12 protein-coding genes and 1 pseudogene are annotated in these 17,708 nt (G+C 44.7%); 5 read left to right on the top strand and 8 right to left on the bottom strand.

Annotated elements, in window-relative coordinates:
- Nucleotides 1-182: 182 nt before the first annotated feature.
- Complete coding sequence (locus R8G66_10790; GenBank protein ID MDW3192846.1) at nt 183-1,142, bottom strand: transketolase family protein; 960 nt, start codon at nt 1,140-1,142, stop codon at nt 183-185.
- Between the two features lie 22 nt (nt 1,143-1,164).
- The gene (locus tag R8G66_10785) at nt 1,165-2,007 is read right to left on the bottom strand and encodes a transketolase (protein MDW3192845.1); all 843 of its coding nucleotides are present in this window, start codon (nt 2,005-2,007) and stop codon (nt 1,165-1,167) included.
- A gap of 211 nt (nt 2,008-2,218) precedes the next feature.
- Here R8G66_10785 and R8G66_10780 point away from each other — a divergent pair, with 211 nt between their 5' ends.
- Nucleotides 2,219-3,565, top strand: coding sequence for a DUF839 domain-containing protein (locus R8G66_10780; GenBank protein ID MDW3192844.1), 1,347 nt, complete (start codon nt 2,219-2,221; stop codon nt 3,563-3,565).
- A 3-nt stretch (nt 3,566-3,568) separates the two neighbouring features.
- On the opposite strand, the gene R8G66_10775 is transcribed toward R8G66_10780, so the two are convergent.
- The 3 genes and pseudogenes from R8G66_10775 to R8G66_10765 form a co-directional block, all read right to left on the bottom strand.
- Nucleotides 3,569-3,727: a hypothetical protein gene (locus tag R8G66_10775; GenBank protein MDW3192843.1), complete on the bottom strand. Its 159-nt coding sequence runs from the start codon at nt 3,725-3,727 to the stop codon at nt 3,569-3,571.
- Between the two features lie 497 nt (nt 3,728-4,224).
- A pseudogene (locus R8G66_10770) lies at nt 4,225-4,443 on the bottom strand (LytTR family DNA-binding domain-containing protein).
- A gap of 283 nt (nt 4,444-4,726) precedes the next feature.
- Entirely contained in the window at nt 4,727-5,005 is a 279-nt protein-coding gene (locus tag R8G66_10765; protein ID MDW3192842.1) for a hypothetical protein, read from the bottom strand.
- A 238-nt stretch (nt 5,006-5,243) separates the two neighbouring features.
- Here R8G66_10765 and R8G66_10760 point away from each other — a divergent pair, with 238 nt between their 5' ends.
- Complete coding sequence (locus R8G66_10760; protein ID MDW3192841.1) at nt 5,244-6,590, top strand: M28 family metallopeptidase; 1,347 nt, start codon at nt 5,244-5,246, stop codon at nt 6,588-6,590.
- A 79-nt stretch (nt 6,591-6,669) separates the two neighbouring features.
- Here R8G66_10760 and R8G66_10755 read toward each other — a convergent pair whose 3' ends face one another.
- The 3 genes from R8G66_10755 to R8G66_10745 all read right to left on the bottom strand — a co-directional run bounded on the left by R8G66_10755 (nt 6,670) and on the right by R8G66_10745 (nt 12,126).
- Complete coding sequence (locus R8G66_10755) at nt 6,670-7,545, bottom strand: hypothetical protein (GenBank protein ID MDW3192840.1); 876 nt, start codon at nt 7,543-7,545, stop codon at nt 6,670-6,672.
- Nucleotides 7,546-7,723: 178 nt separating this feature from the next.
- Nucleotides 7,724-8,926, bottom strand: a complete 1,203-nt coding sequence (gene lhgO / locus R8G66_10750; protein MDW3192839.1) for an L-2-hydroxyglutarate oxidase — start codon at nt 8,924-8,926, stop codon at nt 7,724-7,726.
- A gap of 80 nt (nt 8,927-9,006) precedes the next feature.
- The gene (locus R8G66_10745) at nt 9,007-12,126 is read right to left on the bottom strand and encodes a glycosyl hydrolase (protein ID MDW3192838.1); all 3,120 of its coding nucleotides are present in this window, start codon (nt 12,124-12,126) and stop codon (nt 9,007-9,009) included.
- Nucleotides 12,127-12,385: 259 nt separating this feature from the next.
- Between R8G66_10745 and R8G66_10740 the strand changes: the two genes are divergently transcribed.
- From R8G66_10740 to R8G66_10730, 3 genes are all read left to right on the top strand, one after another.
- Entirely contained in the window at nt 12,386-13,129 is a 744-nt protein-coding gene (locus R8G66_10740; protein MDW3192837.1) for a HAMP domain-containing sensor histidine kinase, read from the top strand.
- A gap of 159 nt (nt 13,130-13,288) precedes the next feature.
- The gene (locus tag R8G66_10735) at nt 13,289-14,479 is read left to right on the top strand and encodes an efflux RND transporter periplasmic adaptor subunit (GenBank protein ID MDW3192836.1); all 1,191 of its coding nucleotides are present in this window, start codon (nt 13,289-13,291) and stop codon (nt 14,477-14,479) included.
- Between the two features lie 10 nt (nt 14,480-14,489).
- Complete coding sequence (locus R8G66_10730) at nt 14,490-17,690, top strand: efflux RND transporter permease subunit (GenBank protein ID MDW3192835.1); 3,201 nt, start codon at nt 14,490-14,492, stop codon at nt 17,688-17,690.
- Nucleotides 17,691-17,708 lie beyond the last annotated feature (18 nt).

The raw sequence follows: 17,708 nt of genomic DNA, 5'->3' as shown, positions 1-17,708 counted from the left end.
CTGCAGATGCTTAAGTCTGTTGTTTCCAGTTCCGACCAAAAGAAAAACTCCCACCTTTTTGATGGGAGTTCGTATCATAAGATTTGGCTTGCTTGTCGAATACTCTAACCTGACTGGGCGTCCCCGAGTCAATCGAAGTGTCAGGTTGAGCCTGCCTTGTCGGCAGACAGGCCTGTCGAAACCTAGCCTTTTCTTCCAATCACTTTCTGAGCGGCAGTCACTATGTTCTGGGTGCTCAAGCCATACTTGTCCAGTAATTCTTCGGGTTTGCCACTTTCTCCAAACGAATCATTTACTGCAATCATTTCCATCGGGTAGGGCGTATTTCTAACCAATGTTTGAGCAACGCTCTCGCCAAGGCCGCCATTCATTTGGTGTTCCTCGCAAGTCACGACACATTTGGTTTTAGCAACGGATTTCAGAATAGCTTCTTCATCCAGTGGCTTGATGGTGTGAATATTGATCACTTCAGCACTGATACCAGTGGCTGCCAATTGTGCTTCTGCTTCGATGGCTTTCCATACCATGTGTCCAGTGGCAATGATGGTTACATCAGACCCTTCGATCATATTCACTGCTTTTCCAATCTCAAACTTCTGATCGGAGGCGGTGAAAATAGGCCATTTCGGTCGGCCAAACCTCAAGTAAACAGGTCCGTGATAATCAGCAATCGCGATGGTGGCTGCCTTCGTTTGCTCGTAATCACAAGGTACTACCACGGTCATATTAGGCAACATCTTCATCATGCCTACATCTTCCAGGATCTGGTGGGTTGCACCGTCTTCACCCAGTGTCAGACCTGCATGTGAAGCACATATTTTGACATTCTTTTCAGAATAGGCAATGGATTGACGGATCTGGTCATAAACTCGGCCAGTAGAAAAATTGGCAAATGTTCCTGTGAATGGGATTTTACCTGCGATGGCCATCCCAGCAGCAACGCCCATCATGTTAGCTTCTGCAATTCCGATTTGCGTAAATCTTTCCGGAAACTCCTTGATGAATGCGCCCATTTTCAGGGATCCGATCAAGTCTGCACAAAGTGCTACTACATCAGGGTTGGTTCTGCCTAGCTCCAACAGGCCATCTCCGAATCCTGAGCGTGTGTCTTTCTTTTCAGTGAAGGTATATTTCGTGTTCATCTGTTTCTTTTCTTAAGGTTGATCAGTAATCCCCAAGGGTTTCTTCTAATTGACTCAAGGCACTGGCTAGTTGCTCATCATTCGGAGCGACACCATGCCACTTGTGCGTACCTTCCATGAAGTCCACACCTTTGCCCATTTCAGTTTTCATGAGGATCATGATGGGTTTACCATTTCCTTCTCTCAAACCAGCTGCTTCAAGTGTAGCAACCAATTCTGACATGTTATTGCCATCGCATTCCATGACATCCCAGCCGAAAGCTTCATATTTCAATTTCAGATCACCCAGGGTATTGACCTCATCCACGGGACCGTCAATCTGCTGACCATTATAATCGATCGCAGCAATTAGATTATCTACTTTTCTACTAGCAGCTAACATCGCAGCTTCCCAAACCTGACCTTCTTGCTGTTCACCGTCTCCCATCAAGCAATAGACTTTGCGGTCATCCCCGTCCAGTTTTTTAGCAAGAGCGGCACCTACTGCGACAGACAACCCTTGTCCGAGTGAGCCAGAAGCGACACGAATTCCTGGGAGCCCTTCTTCAGTGGCAGGATGGCCTTGCAACCTGGAATTAATTTGACGGAAAGTCGCTAATTCCTTCACATCGAAATAACCCGACCTACCCAATACGCTGTAGAATACAGGAGAGATATGTCCATTAGAAAGGAAAAACAGGTCTTCTCCTTTACCTTCCATGTTGAAACCGGTATCGTGTTTCATTTGATGGAAGTACAATGCCACTAAATAATCTGTGCAGCCCAGCGACCCTCCAGGGTGTCCTGACTGGCACGCATGTACCATTCGTACAATATCGCGACGAACTTGCGAAGCGGTCTTTTCGAGGTTAGATATGTCGGCCATAATCGATAATAAATTGCTAGGCGAAATTAAACAATAGATGTACACTTCAGACCATACGTCGTTTAAATCGTTTGCATGATCTCGAAGAAGATTGGTAATGTCTTATCAGTTTCAGAATGCCGATTTGTTTAGAGGATAGATCGATAGGAATGAAGTGCTTTCTCAAGTAAATTACATTCCGCAATCATTAACAGTTAATCAAACAAAACTCATGAATCGAAGACATTTCATTTATAGCACGGCCATGACCTCTCTGGGCTTTGTATCCTTATCCAGATGCACTTCAAATTGGGGCGAGAAAGCACAATCGGCTTCAGTCGGAGAAGGCCAATTGGAAATCGTTCCTGACCCGAAGCAGTATCTAGATTTACCGAAAGGGTTTGAATACCGCATCATATCCAGGTCTGGGAATAAGATGTCTGATGGGTTATTCGTTCCAGGGAGACCCGATGGAATGGGTGCCTTTTTAAATGAACAAGGGCAGTGTGTGTTGGTCAGAAATCATGAGAACAGTCCAGGGTCTCTGAAGCATAGTGCATTTGGTGAGAATGACGAATTTTTAGGTGATGTAGATATGGGTCTTTTGTATGATGCAGGTCGCGGAAAAGTGCCGGCTCTAGGAGGAACTACTACGGTCATCTATGATGAAAAAACAGGAGAAGTGATCGAAGAATACCTAAGCCTCGCTGGAACCACGAGAAATTGTGCAGGAGGCGTTACACCATGGAATAGCTGGTTGACCTGTGAGGAGTCCGTAACGAAAGCTGATGAAGAGACGGTTGAAAAGGACCATGGATATGTATTTGATGTGCCGGCTTTCAACAAAGGCCTGGCGGACCCAAAGCCGATTGTGGGAATGGGCAGGTTCAATCATGAGGCAGTGGCAGTTGATCCGGAGACGCACATTGTGTACCAGACCGAAGATCGGCCTGATGGCTTGATCTATCGATTTGTACCAACGGATAAAACAGATCTTCATCAGGGTGGGCAACTGGAAGTTCTGGCGATCAAAGGAAAGAAATCGCTGGATACCAGAAACTGGGAAGGAAAAACGGTGAATTTAAACGAACCTATGGAAGTGGCCTGGATGCCCATAGATGATGTGGAATCACCTGAAGATGATCTGCGATTTCGAGGATACCATAAAGGAGCAGCAAGATTTGCTCGAGGTGAAGGCATGTGGATGGGAGACCAGGAAGTTTATTTCGCCTGTACCAATGGTGGACCCAAAAACTTTGGTCAGATCTTCAAGTATGATATTCAGGACAATACCCTGGAGTTGTTTGCTGAATCTGAAGACAAGACGGTATTGAACATGTGTGATAACCTGACGGTCGCTCCAAATGGGATGCTTTTTGTGTGTGAAGACAACAGCGATCTGAATCGAATCCACTATATCAACAAAGAAGGGGAAGTGAAGCAATTTGCTATCAACCGAAGCTCAGATTCAGAATTAGCGGGTGCCGTGTTTTCACCTTCTGGCAAGACTTTGTTTGTTAATATTCAGGTGAATGGAGATACTGTAGCCATTACTGGACCCTGGGAGAATTTGGTTTAAACATTACTCGTCCAGAAAAGGGAAGTTTAATCTCCATATGATACCGTCTACAGACTCGGTTTGTTCAAAATCATCATTAATTTCCTGGGCTAATTGTTGATTGGACAAGGTTGAAAAACTATTGTAAATACAGCCTGAATAAGGACTGATATTGCTTTTCATGATGATGAACCTGATTATCACTGATCAGCGTTTTAATAAGCAATTCTGGTTGCGAGGATGTACGCATATGCTTTAGATAGCTGCTGATCAAATTATTGATAATCAAGTCCATTTGTTTGGCTTTGGCAGCATCGACTTTGATGCGTGTTAGTTACCATATGGGTTCCCTACCAAGATCGAATTCGGCCATCATTTTCGAGAACAGGTCCTTTAAATATTCATCCAGACAGAGGTCCTTTTCAAATTTGGAGTCTGAATGATTTTTGGAGGGATTGACTTGAATGCTCGAAAAAGATTCTTCAGAAGGAAATGACTGGATATTGGACGATAACATGACAATTAATTGAAGTATGAGAAATGAGAATTACTTCAATCAAGTTTTTACAAATCCAGGGCAAGACAAAAAAGTTGAGTGTTCACATGCTTTTTGTGAGGGATGACCAAGGTTTATTTAGGAAAAGATTTTATGCCGTTTTTAGCCGTAAAATCAATGTACATTAAAGCCTGCTGATCAGATTGAAGATTTCTTCTCGGTATTGTTGACTAACTGGAATTCGCTTGTTTTCAACTAACAAGGTATGGCCCTCATACCCACCAATGGCTTCAATGTTGATGACATAGCTGCGATGCACCCTCATAAAGTGTGATTTAGGGAGTTTCTTTTCTAACTGCTTGAGCACAATTGAGTAGAGGTATTGACCATACTTGGTGGTTACAGAAGAATAGTTGTCTTACGCTTCTAAATAATGCATCTCGCTGATCTTGACCCGTTGAAAGGAAGTATTCTTTCTTAAGAACAAGCTGTCTTGAAGAAGTAAGGCCCTATTATCCCCGGAACTAAAGTTGGGTTTATCGTCCGGTCCTTTTGATGTTTGATTCCTTTCGAAATTGACGAGAGTTCATATATGGATTCCCAATATAATTGGCGACAACATAACAGAGTTCAGAATTTCTAAAAAGTATTGGATTTTGGGACTGGCTAATACTCAATTCGTATAGTTATTTCGGGACTATTTCCAACTTAACCCTACCGTTCCAATCCTTTTCTGGATAACTCTTTAAAACGAGTCCGGTAACATCTATTGGTAACCTCATACTTCCAGTTTCATTAAATGAAAGGTACATTCGATCTTCAAATATTGATTCATTAAATGCCCAACTTCTCAACAAGTCTTCGGGGTTGCTTTTTTTTGATAAGGTTATTACTATTCCCTTGGCTATAATTGGGATGACAGGAGTTGAAAGCTCACCAACAACAGTTTGTGTTTGATTTTGCATTTTTTTAATGAATAAATGATTAAAAATAATTCTTAATCCAATAATCCATCACCAATCATGATTCCACAAACAGATTCGTAAACCACCCCTTTCTCTGAGGCAACTAGACAATTTTCTGAGGATTGCTTTTCTCTGATGTGTCGTTAACCCTACTTCCCCAACCACTCCCATAAAATCTGCCTGTTCAATTCAGTAGCCCTCCATAAATTACCGGCAGATCACAATTAACCTGGTTCTCATGAAGCGATTCTTCTACCTATTGGCCTTACTGGCTTGTTCTTCTGTTTCTGCGCAATACCTTACTTCCGATCCAAAAGTCTACGACATCATCAATGATGTGAGTGCGGAACGACTGGAAGCGGATGTGAGAAAACTTGCTGGATTTGGTACGCGACATACCATGTCGGATACGGTTTCTGATACCCGAGGAATTGGTGCAGCCAGACGCTGGATCAAAGCCGAATTCGAGAAGATCTCACAAGAATGTGGAGGATGTTTGGACGTGTATGAGCAACGTACGCTGGTGAAAGGGGATAATAATACCCGCATCGCCACGGATACTTATATCGTGAATGTCTATGCCGTTAAGAAAGGAACGAAATACCCTAACCGCTACATCATCATGAGTGGGGACATTGACAGTCGTATTTCAGATGTGACAAATTTTACCGATGATTCCCCCGGTGCGAATGACAATGCTTCAGGGATGGCGGGTGCCATTGAATTAGCGCGTGTGTTGTCCAAGCATGATTTTGCTTCCAGTGTCATGCTGGCTGGACTAAGCGGAGAGGAGCAAGGACTCTATGGAGGTAGGTTCCTCGCTGAAAAGGCCAAGGACGAAGGCTGGGAGGTAATCGGCATCCTGAACAATGACATGATCGGAAATATCGAGGGAGTTGATGGGGTGATTGACAACCGATCTTTCAGAATATTCTCAGAGCCTTATTCCGTGACTGAAACCGAGCGGGAATTAAAAAGAAAACGTTTTTATGGCGGTGAAAATGACAGTCAATCACGGCAACTGGCACGATATGTTCATCAGGCCACGCGGACCTACATGCCGGAAATGAATCCCATCATGATCTACCGACTGGATCGATTTGGTAGGGGAGGGCACCACCGACCCTTTAATGAAGCTGGCTTCGCAGGAGTTAGGATCATGGAGGCGCATGAAAATTACAATCGCCAGCACCAGGACCTTCGCACCGAAAATGGCATTGCATATGGAGATGTTATAGAAGGTGTCAACTTCCCATACTGCGCGAAGATGACCGCTGTGAATGCGGTTAGTATGGCTACGTTGGCCATGGCGCCACCTAAGCCTCAGGAAGTGCGAATTGGTGGTATTGTTCGTCCTTCTACACGCTTGGCCTGGGAAAAGGTGGACGGTGCTGTGGCTTATAAGATCTACTGGAGAGATACGACTTCACCAACCTGGCAATTTTCTCAATTAGTGGATGGAGACCTGACGGCTTACACCCTCAAAGGCATCGTGATTGATAATTTCTTGTTTGGTGTAGCTGCAGTAGGTGCCAGTGGTCACGAAAGCATGGTGAGCTATCCAAGCGGATTGATTCCGAGATAGTACAGCTGCTAGTTCAAATAAATTTCTCACCCTCTAGGATTGTGCTAAATGAAATTGATCAAAAAACTGATTTACAGAATTAGTTATTCAATTCCACGACAGTAATATAAAACGCCCCGGTATCTTCATTTCCACGCGGGATGTACAGGGTATTGTTCTGCTGATCAAAACTGAGGTCACTCATATAATCCCTCTCCACTAATAGGGGAGCGGCTTCCCAGTCGGAACTAACATGAAATAATGAACTCGTACCTGCAGACGTGATGAAATAACCATTCTTGCCGTCGCTGACAATTCCCTCCAGGTCTTTGATGCTTGGATGGGTGTGTATATCGTCTAGTCGTTTGGGATCGAATTGTATACTGCTCAGGTTAAATCCAGCGACCAATACATCTCCTTTTTGGCCCAACAATCCATTTGCATACTTGAGCTGAACTTTGTCCTGCACCCACAATTGCAAAGCCCCATCCACTAACTTGAAAACAGCACCTAATCGTGAAGCCGAAACATAAACATCACCATTGTCATCGATGGTGACATCATTCAATGCGGAGCCCTGGATACTTTCTTCATACCTTTCAATAACCTCACCAATTTTAGTATTGATCCGTAATAATTGATTGAGATCAGCCACATACAATTGATCACCTTTTAATGCCATACCCGTAGGCCTGTTAAGGCCAGTGATCCATCTAAGGTCAATTTCAGTGCCGTCTACACTGGCTTTGGAAATAAAGCCATCTGTTCCGGGGATATAGTCCTGGCCGTTGGTGATATAAAGGACTTGATTCTGTTGATCGTGGAGTACACTTTCCACGTTTTCGAGTCCCTGATCTAAAAACAAGTTCTTAGAAGACTTTACCTGCCATGGGCTAGAATGGTCATGTTGGTGACTGGTTGTACAACCAAAAATGATAAGTCCTGAAAGTAAAATGAGGTAGGTTGAAATCTTCATCTGCGATTATAATAAATCTACGGATGAAGTCGTCTTTAAATTGAATGAGGGTTGTTTAACACAAAGGTTTTTCCGGAGCTTACATCAAGGCAGTCTGAAGCTCTCGAATTAATATCGAGTTACTCATGGAATTGGTATTAAGAAACGCTGAGGCTCTCGAAGCGTGAAGCTCGAACCATCACCCCAACTTCTCCATCGTCAGATCAGCCACTTGTTTTCCAATAGCAAGACTAGAGGTTGCAGCCGGAGAAGGTGCATTCCCCACATTGATGATGTTATCATTCTCCAATACCAGAAAATCGTCCAATAGGCCACCTTTACGATCACAGGCCTGGGCCCGAACCCCTGCGCCACCAGCGACAAGGTCTTTCTTCTCTACCTCAGGGATCAACTCTTGTAGTGCTTTGGTAAAAGCACTTTTTGAATAGGAACGGTACAATTCTCCAAAACCGGTCTTCCAGTATTTTGCGGCTACTTTTCTGAAGCCGGGATAAAACAACGATTCGAAAAATTCACCCAGATGAACGGCTGATTTGGTATAGCCTTCTCTGCGATAAGCAAGAACCGCATTTGGGCCCGCTTCAATGCCACCATGGATCATTCGTGTAAAATGGACGCCAAGGAATGGAAAGTTGGGGTCAGGCACCGGATAGATCAGATTTTTGACCAAATGCTCTTTCTCGGGTTTCAGTTTGAAGTACTCGCCACGGAAAGGGATGATCTTGTAATCCACTTTGGTTTGCGTGGTTTTGGCCACTTTGTCCGAGTAGAGTCCAGCGCAGTTGATAAGAAATCGAGTAGTTAGCGTTTCATGACTGGTCTCCACTTGAAGTAGCTTGTCCGTTCTTTTAGTGACTTTCTTGATCTTATTATCCGTGAAGATCTCACCTCCAAAATGCTGGAACTTCTCGGCGTATTTATTGGCTACTTCAACATAATCTACAATACCCGTTTGTGGAACGAAGATTCCAGCGATGCCATTGACATGTGGTTCATATTCCTGGATCTCTTCTTTGGAACTTAGTTTTCTAAGCCCTGACAACCCGTTGGCATTTCCACGCTCATACAAAGTCTCTAAAGGTCCTAACTGACTTTCTTGTGTAGCGACAACTACCTTGCCACAGATCTCGTAAGAAATGCCTTCTTCCTCACAGAAACTGACCAGTGAATTGTATCCCGAAATGCAATTTTTGGCTTTGTAACTACCGGGTTTATAATAGAGGCCGGAATGGATCACACCACTATTGTGCCCGGTCTGATGACTGGCGAGTGTTTTCTCCTTTTCAATGACCGCAATCTTGAGCTTGGGATTAGCTTCTTTGAGTCTCAAAGCCGAAGCCAGACCTACGATTCCCCCACCTACAATTACAACGTTGTACATATGCACCTGAATTGACGTGCAAGAATAAAAAAAGCGATGAGTAAACCCATCGCTTCTTTGGATTATCGTTCAATTATTTTTTACTCATCCAACTGGATCGCGTCGATCTTAGCGGCGTAAACAGCTTCGTTGAATGCTTTCACCTTATCCGTCACGATCACCATCAATTGATCAAGGTATTTATCGATCTCGGCAGTAACTTCCTTCTTGAAGGCCACAGCCTGATCGGTTGGTTTCGCATCACCGATACCTTCCAATGATGCCAGATGCCCCAATTTGTTATTCAATCGGATCGGGAAGTTCAAAGGGTCCTGACCACTTTCATTTTTGGTCTGATAAAGTGCTTCCTCAATGGATTTCATCTCTTTCAACATTTCCTTGCCGAGTGTTTTGATGTTCTCATCCTCCGTGCGGGACATCACACCTTTGATTTGCCCTCGAGCTTTACGAATATCAATGATGGCTTGATTAGTCTCCGTCAATTTATCGCGAACAGACATTAAGAAATCGAATTGAGTCTCGAGATCAGCTTGAGTAGCACTGCTCCTTGGGTCCTTCATCAATTCGAAACTGGTTTCCTGACTTGTTCCATTGACGTCCATCTGAACCGTATACGTGCCTGGAGTCACCTTAGGGCCCTGGGTAGTTGCCCACCACAAAATCATGCCTTTGAAGGTTTTAGCACCTGGGTATCTCATGTCCCAATTCATCATGTTCAGTCCTGGCGCTACTTTGAGTTTCCCTTCGTTATCATCCTTGTTAGGATGGGTTGAGAACTTCCGTATAAGGTCTCCGGACTGAGTTTTGAAAGCAACACTGATCGTGTCAGTTGAACTCGTGTCCTTCACATAGTAATGGACCATAACTCCTCCAGGATGATTAGTTCCTGATGTTTTAGACGTTCGTCCATTGCCACCACCCATGCGATAAGTAGGCATTGGAGCAAACAAGTGATGTGACTTCTGAGCTACGTCATTGTTCAACTGATGCAGCACAGTGAGGTCATCAATCAGCCAGAAACTTCTACCTTGAGTGGCTGCGATGAGGTTGTCATTTTTGATGGCAAGATCAGTGATCGGTACAATCGGCAGGTTCATTTGTAGGGATTGCCAACTAGCACCATCGTCGAATGAGGCATACATGCCATTCTCCGTTCCGGCATATAACAAGCCTTTTCTTTTTGGATCCGCTCTTAACACCCGCGTGAAATCCTCCGCACCAATGCCATTGGTGATCTTTTTCCAGGTAGCACCATAGTCCTCAGTTTTGTACAGATAAGGCGCATAGTCTCCAAGCTTATATTTCGTACCTGCTACGTAAAGCCCTCCTTTGTTAAAAGGATCGATCTCTACACTGTTGATCATCATCCATTCTGGCATTGCTGGAGGAGTCACATTTTGCCAGTTTTCCCCACCATCTTTGGTGACGTGGATCAGTCCGTCATCGGATCCTGCCCAGATCACACCTTCTTCATGATAAGACTCTACCGCTGCGAAGATGGTACAATAGTACTCTACACTGGTGTTATCCTGGGTGATAGGTCCGCCAGAGGAACCGAGCTTACTTTTGTCATTACGAGTCAGGTCAGGACTGATCACTTTCCAGGATTGCCCTTCATCTGTACTCAAATGCAATTGGTTGGAAGCAGTGTAAAGTTTGCTGGCATCGTGCGGGGAGAAGAAGATCGGGAAGTTCCATTGGAAACGATATTTGAAATCTTCTGCACCGTGCCCCATGGGGTTGTCCGGCCATACATTCACTGCACGCACTTCACTGGTTTCATGATTGACACGCGTCAAAAATCCATCATAACTGCCACCGTAAACGATCTCATCATTTTCAGGATTTACTGCAATGTGAGCGCTTTCACCTCCTGCCGTAGGTTCCCAATCACTGTCACCGATGAATCTTCCATCTGTTCTGTGAGCAATTCGTACGGTACTGTTATCCTGTTGAGCACCATAAATTCGATAAGGGAATGCATTATCCGTAGTAACTCGGTAGAACTGCGCGGTAGGCTGATTGTTGTAGGTAGACCAGTTTTCTCCAGCGTCGAATGAGACTTGCCCTCCGCCATCATCGGCGATGATCATGCGCTGATTGTCCGTTGGGTCGATCCATAAGTCGTGGTGATCGCCATGTGGTGCGTTGAATGTCTGGTAAGTTTTACCTCCATCTTTGGATCGATGGTAACGCACATTCATGACGTATACCATGTCTTCATCCTGTGTATCGGCGTATATCTTGGTGTAGTACCAGGCTCTTTGTCTCAATTTACGCTCTTTATTGACCAGATTCCAGGTTACTCCAGCATCATCTGACCGATAAACACCACCATCTTTGTTCTCAATGATGGCCCAAACGCGATTGGAATTTACGGGAGAGACCGTAATTCCTGAGATTCCCCAAACTCCTTTAGGCAATCCGGTGTTGCCGGAAATATTTTCCCAGTTATCGCCACCATCGGTACTTTTCCATATCGCTGATCCAGGACCACCACTGGAAAGGCTGTACGGAGTTCTTCTGATTCTCCAGGTGGAGGCATAAAGGACTCTTGGGTTATTTGGGTCCATCACCAATTCAACAGCTCCTGCATCACTGTTCACAAAAAGGACCTGTTCCCAGGTTTTTCCCCCGTCTTTGGTTCGGTAGATCCCGCGTACATTCGAAGATTTGTAAAGGTCTCCCATCACAGCGGCATAGACCAGATCAGGATTTTTTGGGTGAATTCTCAACCGTACGATGTGGCGGGAATTATCCAGGCCAATTTTGCTCCAGGTTTTGCCAGCATTATCTGATTTCCACATGCCACTTCCGGAGGAAACATTTCCGCGAACGGTCACTTCACCGCCTCCGACATACATAATATTTGGATCCCATTCACTAACGGCAATAGCACCAATCGATCCGCCAAAATAGCCGTCTGATATGTTTTCCCAGGAATTTCCAGCATCCGTAGTACGCCAGATCCCACCACCAGTCGCACCGAAGTAGAACAGGTTTGCTTTTCCGGGCACGGAAGTAACGGCTGCAGATCTGCCACCTCTAAAAGGGCCGATGCTTCGCCATTTTAGACCCTCATAGAGCTTTTGATCGAATTTGACCGTGGCTGGAGCGGAATTGCCCCGACGCCTGCGCTGTGCTTCCAGTGAAGTAATGCTAATGAGCATCACACCGAGTAGGAAGACATATTTTGCCATTTTCATTTCTTTATTAGGTTAGTTTTTGATTCAATATTCGCTTTAAACTTGGTGTACTTGCTGTAAGTTTGAAACAAGAAAGGGCGTGAACGGAGTATTTCCGTGATCAGAGTATTCAATTTTTAACCTAGTGATACCCGTTGATACTGTCAATTTCTATGTTGATCCGTCATTCTTAAAAAAGAACTAGCGGCTCTCTTAATTTCCGCCCTGATTAATTAGACAAATAACCTAAACGTAGGATTTAACTTTCTATCCTTTGGAATCCACATCGCAATTGAAAGCGGAGCTGAAAAAAGCCCAGGACCAGATCGCCGAGTTGCATCGCGAAAAGAAGAGCTTCTTAAAAATCGTATCTCATGATTTGAGGTCGCCCATTAGTCGGATCATTGGCTTTGCCGATCTTCTCAAAAGAGATTTGGTAGATGATGAAGACCTGCGTCCATTTGCCGAAAATATCGAAGCGGCTGGCTGGAATTTAAGCAAAACCATTGCCAGGATTGTGGAAGTAGAACATTTTCTGTCAGAGGACCGTGAGTTAATTTTTCAATCGGTGGACTTGCATGCCAGCGCCGAATCCCTGGTTTTTGACTTGCAAGACAAATACCCTTCGGCACAGATTGTCATTTCCGAATCCGCGGACCCTGTTGAAGCCAAAGTCGATAAGCCCTATTTTGATCATATTTTCACAAATTTGGTGAGTAATGCTTGCAAATTTTCTGATCCGGATACACCGGTGAAAGTCTCGTTTGAGGCAAAACCAGACGCTATTTCGATGTTGGTTTCAAATGTGGGAAATGAAATTCCAGAAGAAGAACACCCACTCTTGTTCAAAAAGTTTGCTAAGATCAGTACCCGCCCGAATAATGAAGAAGCCAATGTGGGACTAGGCTTATTTGTGGTCAAAACATGCGTTGATGCACTCGGTGGAGCAGTCAGCCATGACCGAACCCCGAAAGGGGAGACCATCTTTAAAGCAAATTTTCCTGTGGAGAATAACTGATCTGCGCACCTGTACGTACATGTAACCTGCAAACCATTTCAAGTACGGTATTCCCCTTTCATCAATTTTCTTAAGGTTGTTGTAACAAAAGTCTGTTAAGACCAGTCTTATGTATCCAACAATCCTTTACAAATTTTTTTTGGTCAAATACTAACTCTAATGAAGTCCCGTCAATTAATCGTTGTGGTTCTAGCGGTTTCGATCATCGGTGGATCGGCAGCGCTTGCGGCATTTTTTGCCAGCCAGAAAGCTCCTCCCGAGGAGAAGGAGCTTACCGTATCAGTTCGTTATGTAAAAACAGCGCCGGTTGAATATTCCGATGTAGAAACCAGTGTTGTTGCCTTCGGGCGTGTTGAAACTGCCCAGTCTTTAGATCTGCTTTCGGAAGTGGGTGGAAGAATGTATGAAGGTAAAATCCGACTAAAAGCCGGACAGAATTTCAGGAAAGGTACCTTGTTGTTCTACATCGATGATGACGAAGCAGCATTGAACCTTAAATCTCAAAAAAGCAACTTCTTACGTGATCTGGCGGCGATTCTGCCTGATTTGAAGATAGATTTTAGCGATTCTTACGATAACTGGCAGGAATACTTTTCCAAAGTTGATATCGATAATGCGTTACCAGAGTTGCCTGAGAACAGCGATGAGAAAGAGAAGACATTCCTGGCAACAAAAGGGATTTACTCTTCTTACTACAGCATTAAAAGTGCGGAAAGCAGGTTGAAAAAACATCGCTACTACGCGCCATTTGATGGAAGTATTTCCGAAGTGGCCATGGAAACAGGTGCATTCGTAAATCCCGGTACCAAAATTGGTAAAATCATAAGAGCCGGAGCTCATGAACTCAAAGTGAGTGTGGAAACCCGCGACATCAGTTGGATACAAGAAGGGGCAGAGGTAAAGATCTTCAGTGATGAAACCCAACAATACTGGGATGGGAAAGTGCTGAGAATCTCAGATTTTGTGAATCAAAATACACAATCTGTAGATGTCTTTTTGGCCATTCAATCAAATGGTCAGCGTCTTTACGATGGGCAATTCCTGCAGGCGGCTATTCCCGCAAGAACGATCAAAGATGGCATGATCATGCCCAGAAGCGCGATCTACAATCGAAGTGAAGTTTTTGTACTGGAAGATACCTTATTGAAAGTGAAAAAGATCAATGTAGTTCGATTAGAACAGGAGTCGGCGATTTTCACAGGCCTTGAAGAAGGAGAAGCATTGGTAGTGGAGCCTCTGATCAATGCACACAATAATATGGTGGCGAAGAAGCTTGAGGAAAAGGAGATTGACCTGGAACGCAAGACCGATGCTCAGGGGCGTCTCGTGTCAGGATCTGCAGGGAATTAAAACCTAAGCCATGAGAAGCATTATCGAACATTTTGTCAAGTATCCGATACTTGCCAATATCGTCATTGCGCTTACGCTATTTGCGGGTGCGTTGGCGTTGGTTAATACCAAGAAGTCGTTCTTTCCTACGGCTAAGGATAAGATCATTAACATCAGTGTCGCGTATCCTGGTGCCTCTCCCGAGGAGATGGAAGAAGGAGTTACCCTAAAGGTAGAAGAGGCATTGAAATCCATTGCAGGAATCGATGAGATCAATTCTACTTCCTCTGAAAATTCAGCAAGCATTTCCATTGAAACGCTGGACAACTACGACATTGACGAGTTGTACACAGAAGTGAAGAATGCTGTAGATGGGATCAGTTCATTTCCGGCTGGTGCAGAGAAGCCCATCATTTTCAAGCAGCGATTTCGGACAACAGCACAATGGCTGGGGCTCACAGGAGATGTGGACCTCAAGACGATGAAGTATTATGCTGAGATCATTGAAGATGATCTTCTAGCCAGACCAGGGATCAGTCAGGTCAATGTGACGGGCTTCCCTCCATTAGAAGTTTCCATTGAGGTCAGTGAAGAGACCTTGCGACGTTACAACCTCACCTTTGACCAGGTAGTGGCCGCCGTTCGATTGAACAACCGGGATGTTTCTGCTGGTTCTGTGAAGTCAAGCCGGGAAGAGATCCTGATTCGATCAAAAGCAAAAAGTACGGATGCGGATATCATCGGTGAAATGGTCGTTCGCAGTAATCCTGACGGAAGTGACCTCTTGTTGAGAGATGTGGCGGTTGTCAAAGAACAGTTTGCAGATCAGCCGTCTAAAAGTTTTCTCAATGGCGAGGAAGCGGTTTTCATCGAAGTGCGGAAGCTTGAAAATGAAGACCTGGAGCAGATCTCGGTAGAGGTTAATGATTACGTTGAGGAGTTTAACCAGAAATACAGTGCAGTTACACTTGAGGTAAACTGGAACTTCATGGAGGTATTGCAGCAGCGACTGGACCTCCTTACTGGAAATGGCCTGGTAGGGCTTTTATTGGTTTTGGTGGCTTTAGGGTTATTCCTGAACATCAAGCTTTCTTTCTGGGTAGCCTGGGGAATTCCTTCTTCCTTTTTGGGGATGTTTATCCTCGGAGCTTTTGTCGGATTGACCATCAATATGATCTCGCTTTTCGGGATGATTCTGGTCATTGGAATTTTGGTGGATGATGGAATTGTAATTGCAGAGAACATCTATACACACTTTGAGAAGACGCAGAATCCAATCAAGGCAGCAGTAAATGGTACCATGGAAGTACTTCCCGCGGTAGTAACCTCCGTTACCACGACAATTGTGGCCTTTACGCCGCTATTATTGCTAACTGGCGGATTCGAATTCCTGAAAGACATGGCCTTTGTTGTGATCTTTAGCTTAGGCTTTTCATTGCTGGAGGCTTTCTTCGTGTTGCCGGCGCACCTGGCCAGTAAGAGTGTGTTAAAAGTGAAAAAAGAGGATACACGTAGCTACAAGATCCGAAAAGCCATCAATGGTTTCATTGATTATTTAAGGTATCAGTTGTATGGCCGGGCGTTATCCTGGACCATGCGCAACCGCTACATTTCCTGGTCCATCAGTGTCAGTTTTGTTGTCTTGATTGTAGGTCTGCTGATGGGTGGGCAGATCAAAGCGACGTTCTTTCCTAATATCCCGTTCAACAGTTTTCAGGTGAACCTGGCTTTCAAGCCCGGAGAAAGAGAAGACAAAGTGGAAAAATTTCTCAAGCGTTTTGACGATGCGATTTGGTCAGTCAATGAGAAGATGCAGGAAGAATTTGATACCGACGAGGACATCATTCGCTTCACCTTCATGAACACCGGATTTGGTAGTGGAGAAACGGGTTCGCATGCAGGACAGGTCAATGTGATCTACGAAGAGCTGGATGACTATGGCATGAACCAATTTGATTTGATCGAAAGGATCAGAGATGAGATTGGATCTGTAGATGAGGCAGAGAAGTTCAGTGTAGGTGCAGATAGTAGATTCGGCAAGCCAGTATCCGTCCGGTTGATCGCCAAAGATTATGATCAATTAACGGCGGCAACGGCTGCGCTGAAAAAAGAACTTACGACCATCTCCGAATTAAAGGAAATCGAGGATAATGTGGCCGTCGGTAGACGCGAAATGCTTTTTGACCTCCGTCCGGAAGCTTATTTTCTGGGTCTGAATCACAGTGATGTAACTACTCAGATTCGGCAAGGATTCTTTGGCGAGGAAGTGCAGCGATTCATGAAAGGAAATGATGAATTGCGCGTATGGGTGCGTTATCCCAATTCCGGAAGACAAAGTGTGGGCCAGTTAGAAGACATCAAAATCAAAACCAATAGCGGCCAGGAATTTCCTTTGACACAGTTGGCCGATTATGAAGTGGAGCGTGGAGTTGCTGGTCTAAGGCATTTTAATACCAGCCGTGCTGTCACCGTGGATGCGGAGATGGTCGATCCTTTCGGAGAGGTACCACCGATCATTGAGAATGTGCAGAAAAACATCATTCCTAAACTTCAGGCAGATTTTCCATCCGTAAAATTCGACTATGGGGGACAAGCTGAAGAAAGCCAGAGAGCTGGGCAGGAGATTGGTACCTATTTTGGAGGTGCCTTTATCGTTATCTTCTTCATTCTGATGATTACATTTCGGTCGGCTTATCAAGCCGTATTGATCGTAGGAATGGTGCCAATGGGGTGGTTTTGTGCCATGTTAGGGCATGGAATTGAATCATGGATAAACCCCGACGCTGATTTTCCGGTTTCCATATTGTCAGCCTGGGGCATGTTTGCATTATCGGGGGTTATCATCAACGATGCCGTGGTGTTCCTGGCAAAGTTTAATTCACTGGTGAAAGACGAGGGAATGACCGTTTATCAGGCAGCTTATCAGGCGGGTATTGCACGATTCAGAGCGATCATGCTGACCTCCCTGACGACTGTGGCGGGTCTGTTTCCATTGATCAAGGAAACCAGCTTTCAGGCACAGTTCCTGATTCCAATGGCTATTTCAGTGGCTTACGGAGTGTTGTTCGGTACGATCATTATTCTGCTGTTTTTCCCTGTTTTCATCCTACTCATGAACGATCTTCGCGTCGGAATCAAGTGGTTGTGGACAGGTAAAAGACCCGCAAGGGAAGAAGTAGAGCGTGTGATGATCGATGAAAAACGCCTTGAAGAATACCGGGAATCCGCATAATCAACCTGACCAATGAGT

The sequence above is a fragment of the Cytophagales bacterium genome, assembly GCA_033344775.1.
In the GTDB taxonomy this organism is placed as follows: domain Bacteria; phylum Bacteroidota; class Bacteroidia; order Cytophagales; family Cyclobacteriaceae; genus JAWPMT01.
The sequence above is the reverse complement of the archived record's forward strand: the minus strand, read 5'-3'. Positions and strand labels throughout refer to the sequence as shown.

Excerpts from the sequence above, each read along its gene's own strand:
- R8G66_10730 (MDW3192835.1), top strand. The coding sequence starts at position 14,490 with ATGAGAAGCATTATCGAACATTTTGTCAAGTATCCGATACTTGCCAAT.
- R8G66_10755 (MDW3192840.1), bottom strand. The coding sequence starts at position 7,545 with ATGAAGATTTCAACCTACCTCATTTTACTTTCAGGACTTATCATTTTT.
- R8G66_10765 (MDW3192842.1), bottom strand. The coding sequence starts at position 5,005 with ATGCAAAATCAAACACAAACTGTTGTTGGTGAGCTTTCAACTCCTGTC.
- R8G66_10775 (MDW3192843.1), bottom strand. The coding sequence starts at position 3,727 with ATGAAAAGCAATATCAGTCCTTATTCAGGCTGTATTTACAATAGTTTT.
- R8G66_10785 (MDW3192845.1), bottom strand. The coding sequence starts at position 2,007 with ATGGCCGACATATCTAACCTCGAAAAGACCGCTTCGCAAGTTCGTCGC.
- R8G66_10760 (MDW3192841.1), top strand. The coding sequence starts at position 5,244 with ATGAAGCGATTCTTCTACCTATTGGCCTTACTGGCTTGTTCTTCTGTT.
- R8G66_10745 (MDW3192838.1), bottom strand. The coding sequence starts at position 12,126 with ATGGCAAAATATGTCTTCCTACTCGGTGTGATGCTCATTAGCATTACT.
- lhgO (MDW3192839.1), bottom strand. The coding sequence starts at position 8,926 with ATGTACAACGTTGTAATTGTAGGTGGGGGAATCGTAGGTCTGGCTTCG.
- R8G66_10780 (MDW3192844.1), top strand. The coding sequence starts at position 2,219 with ATGAATCGAAGACATTTCATTTATAGCACGGCCATGACCTCTCTGGGC.
- R8G66_10790 (MDW3192846.1), bottom strand. The coding sequence starts at position 1,142 with ATGAACACGAAATATACCTTCACTGAAAAGAAAGACACACGCTCAGGA.
- R8G66_10735 (MDW3192836.1), top strand. The coding sequence starts at position 13,289 with ATGAAGTCCCGTCAATTAATCGTTGTGGTTCTAGCGGTTTCGATCATC.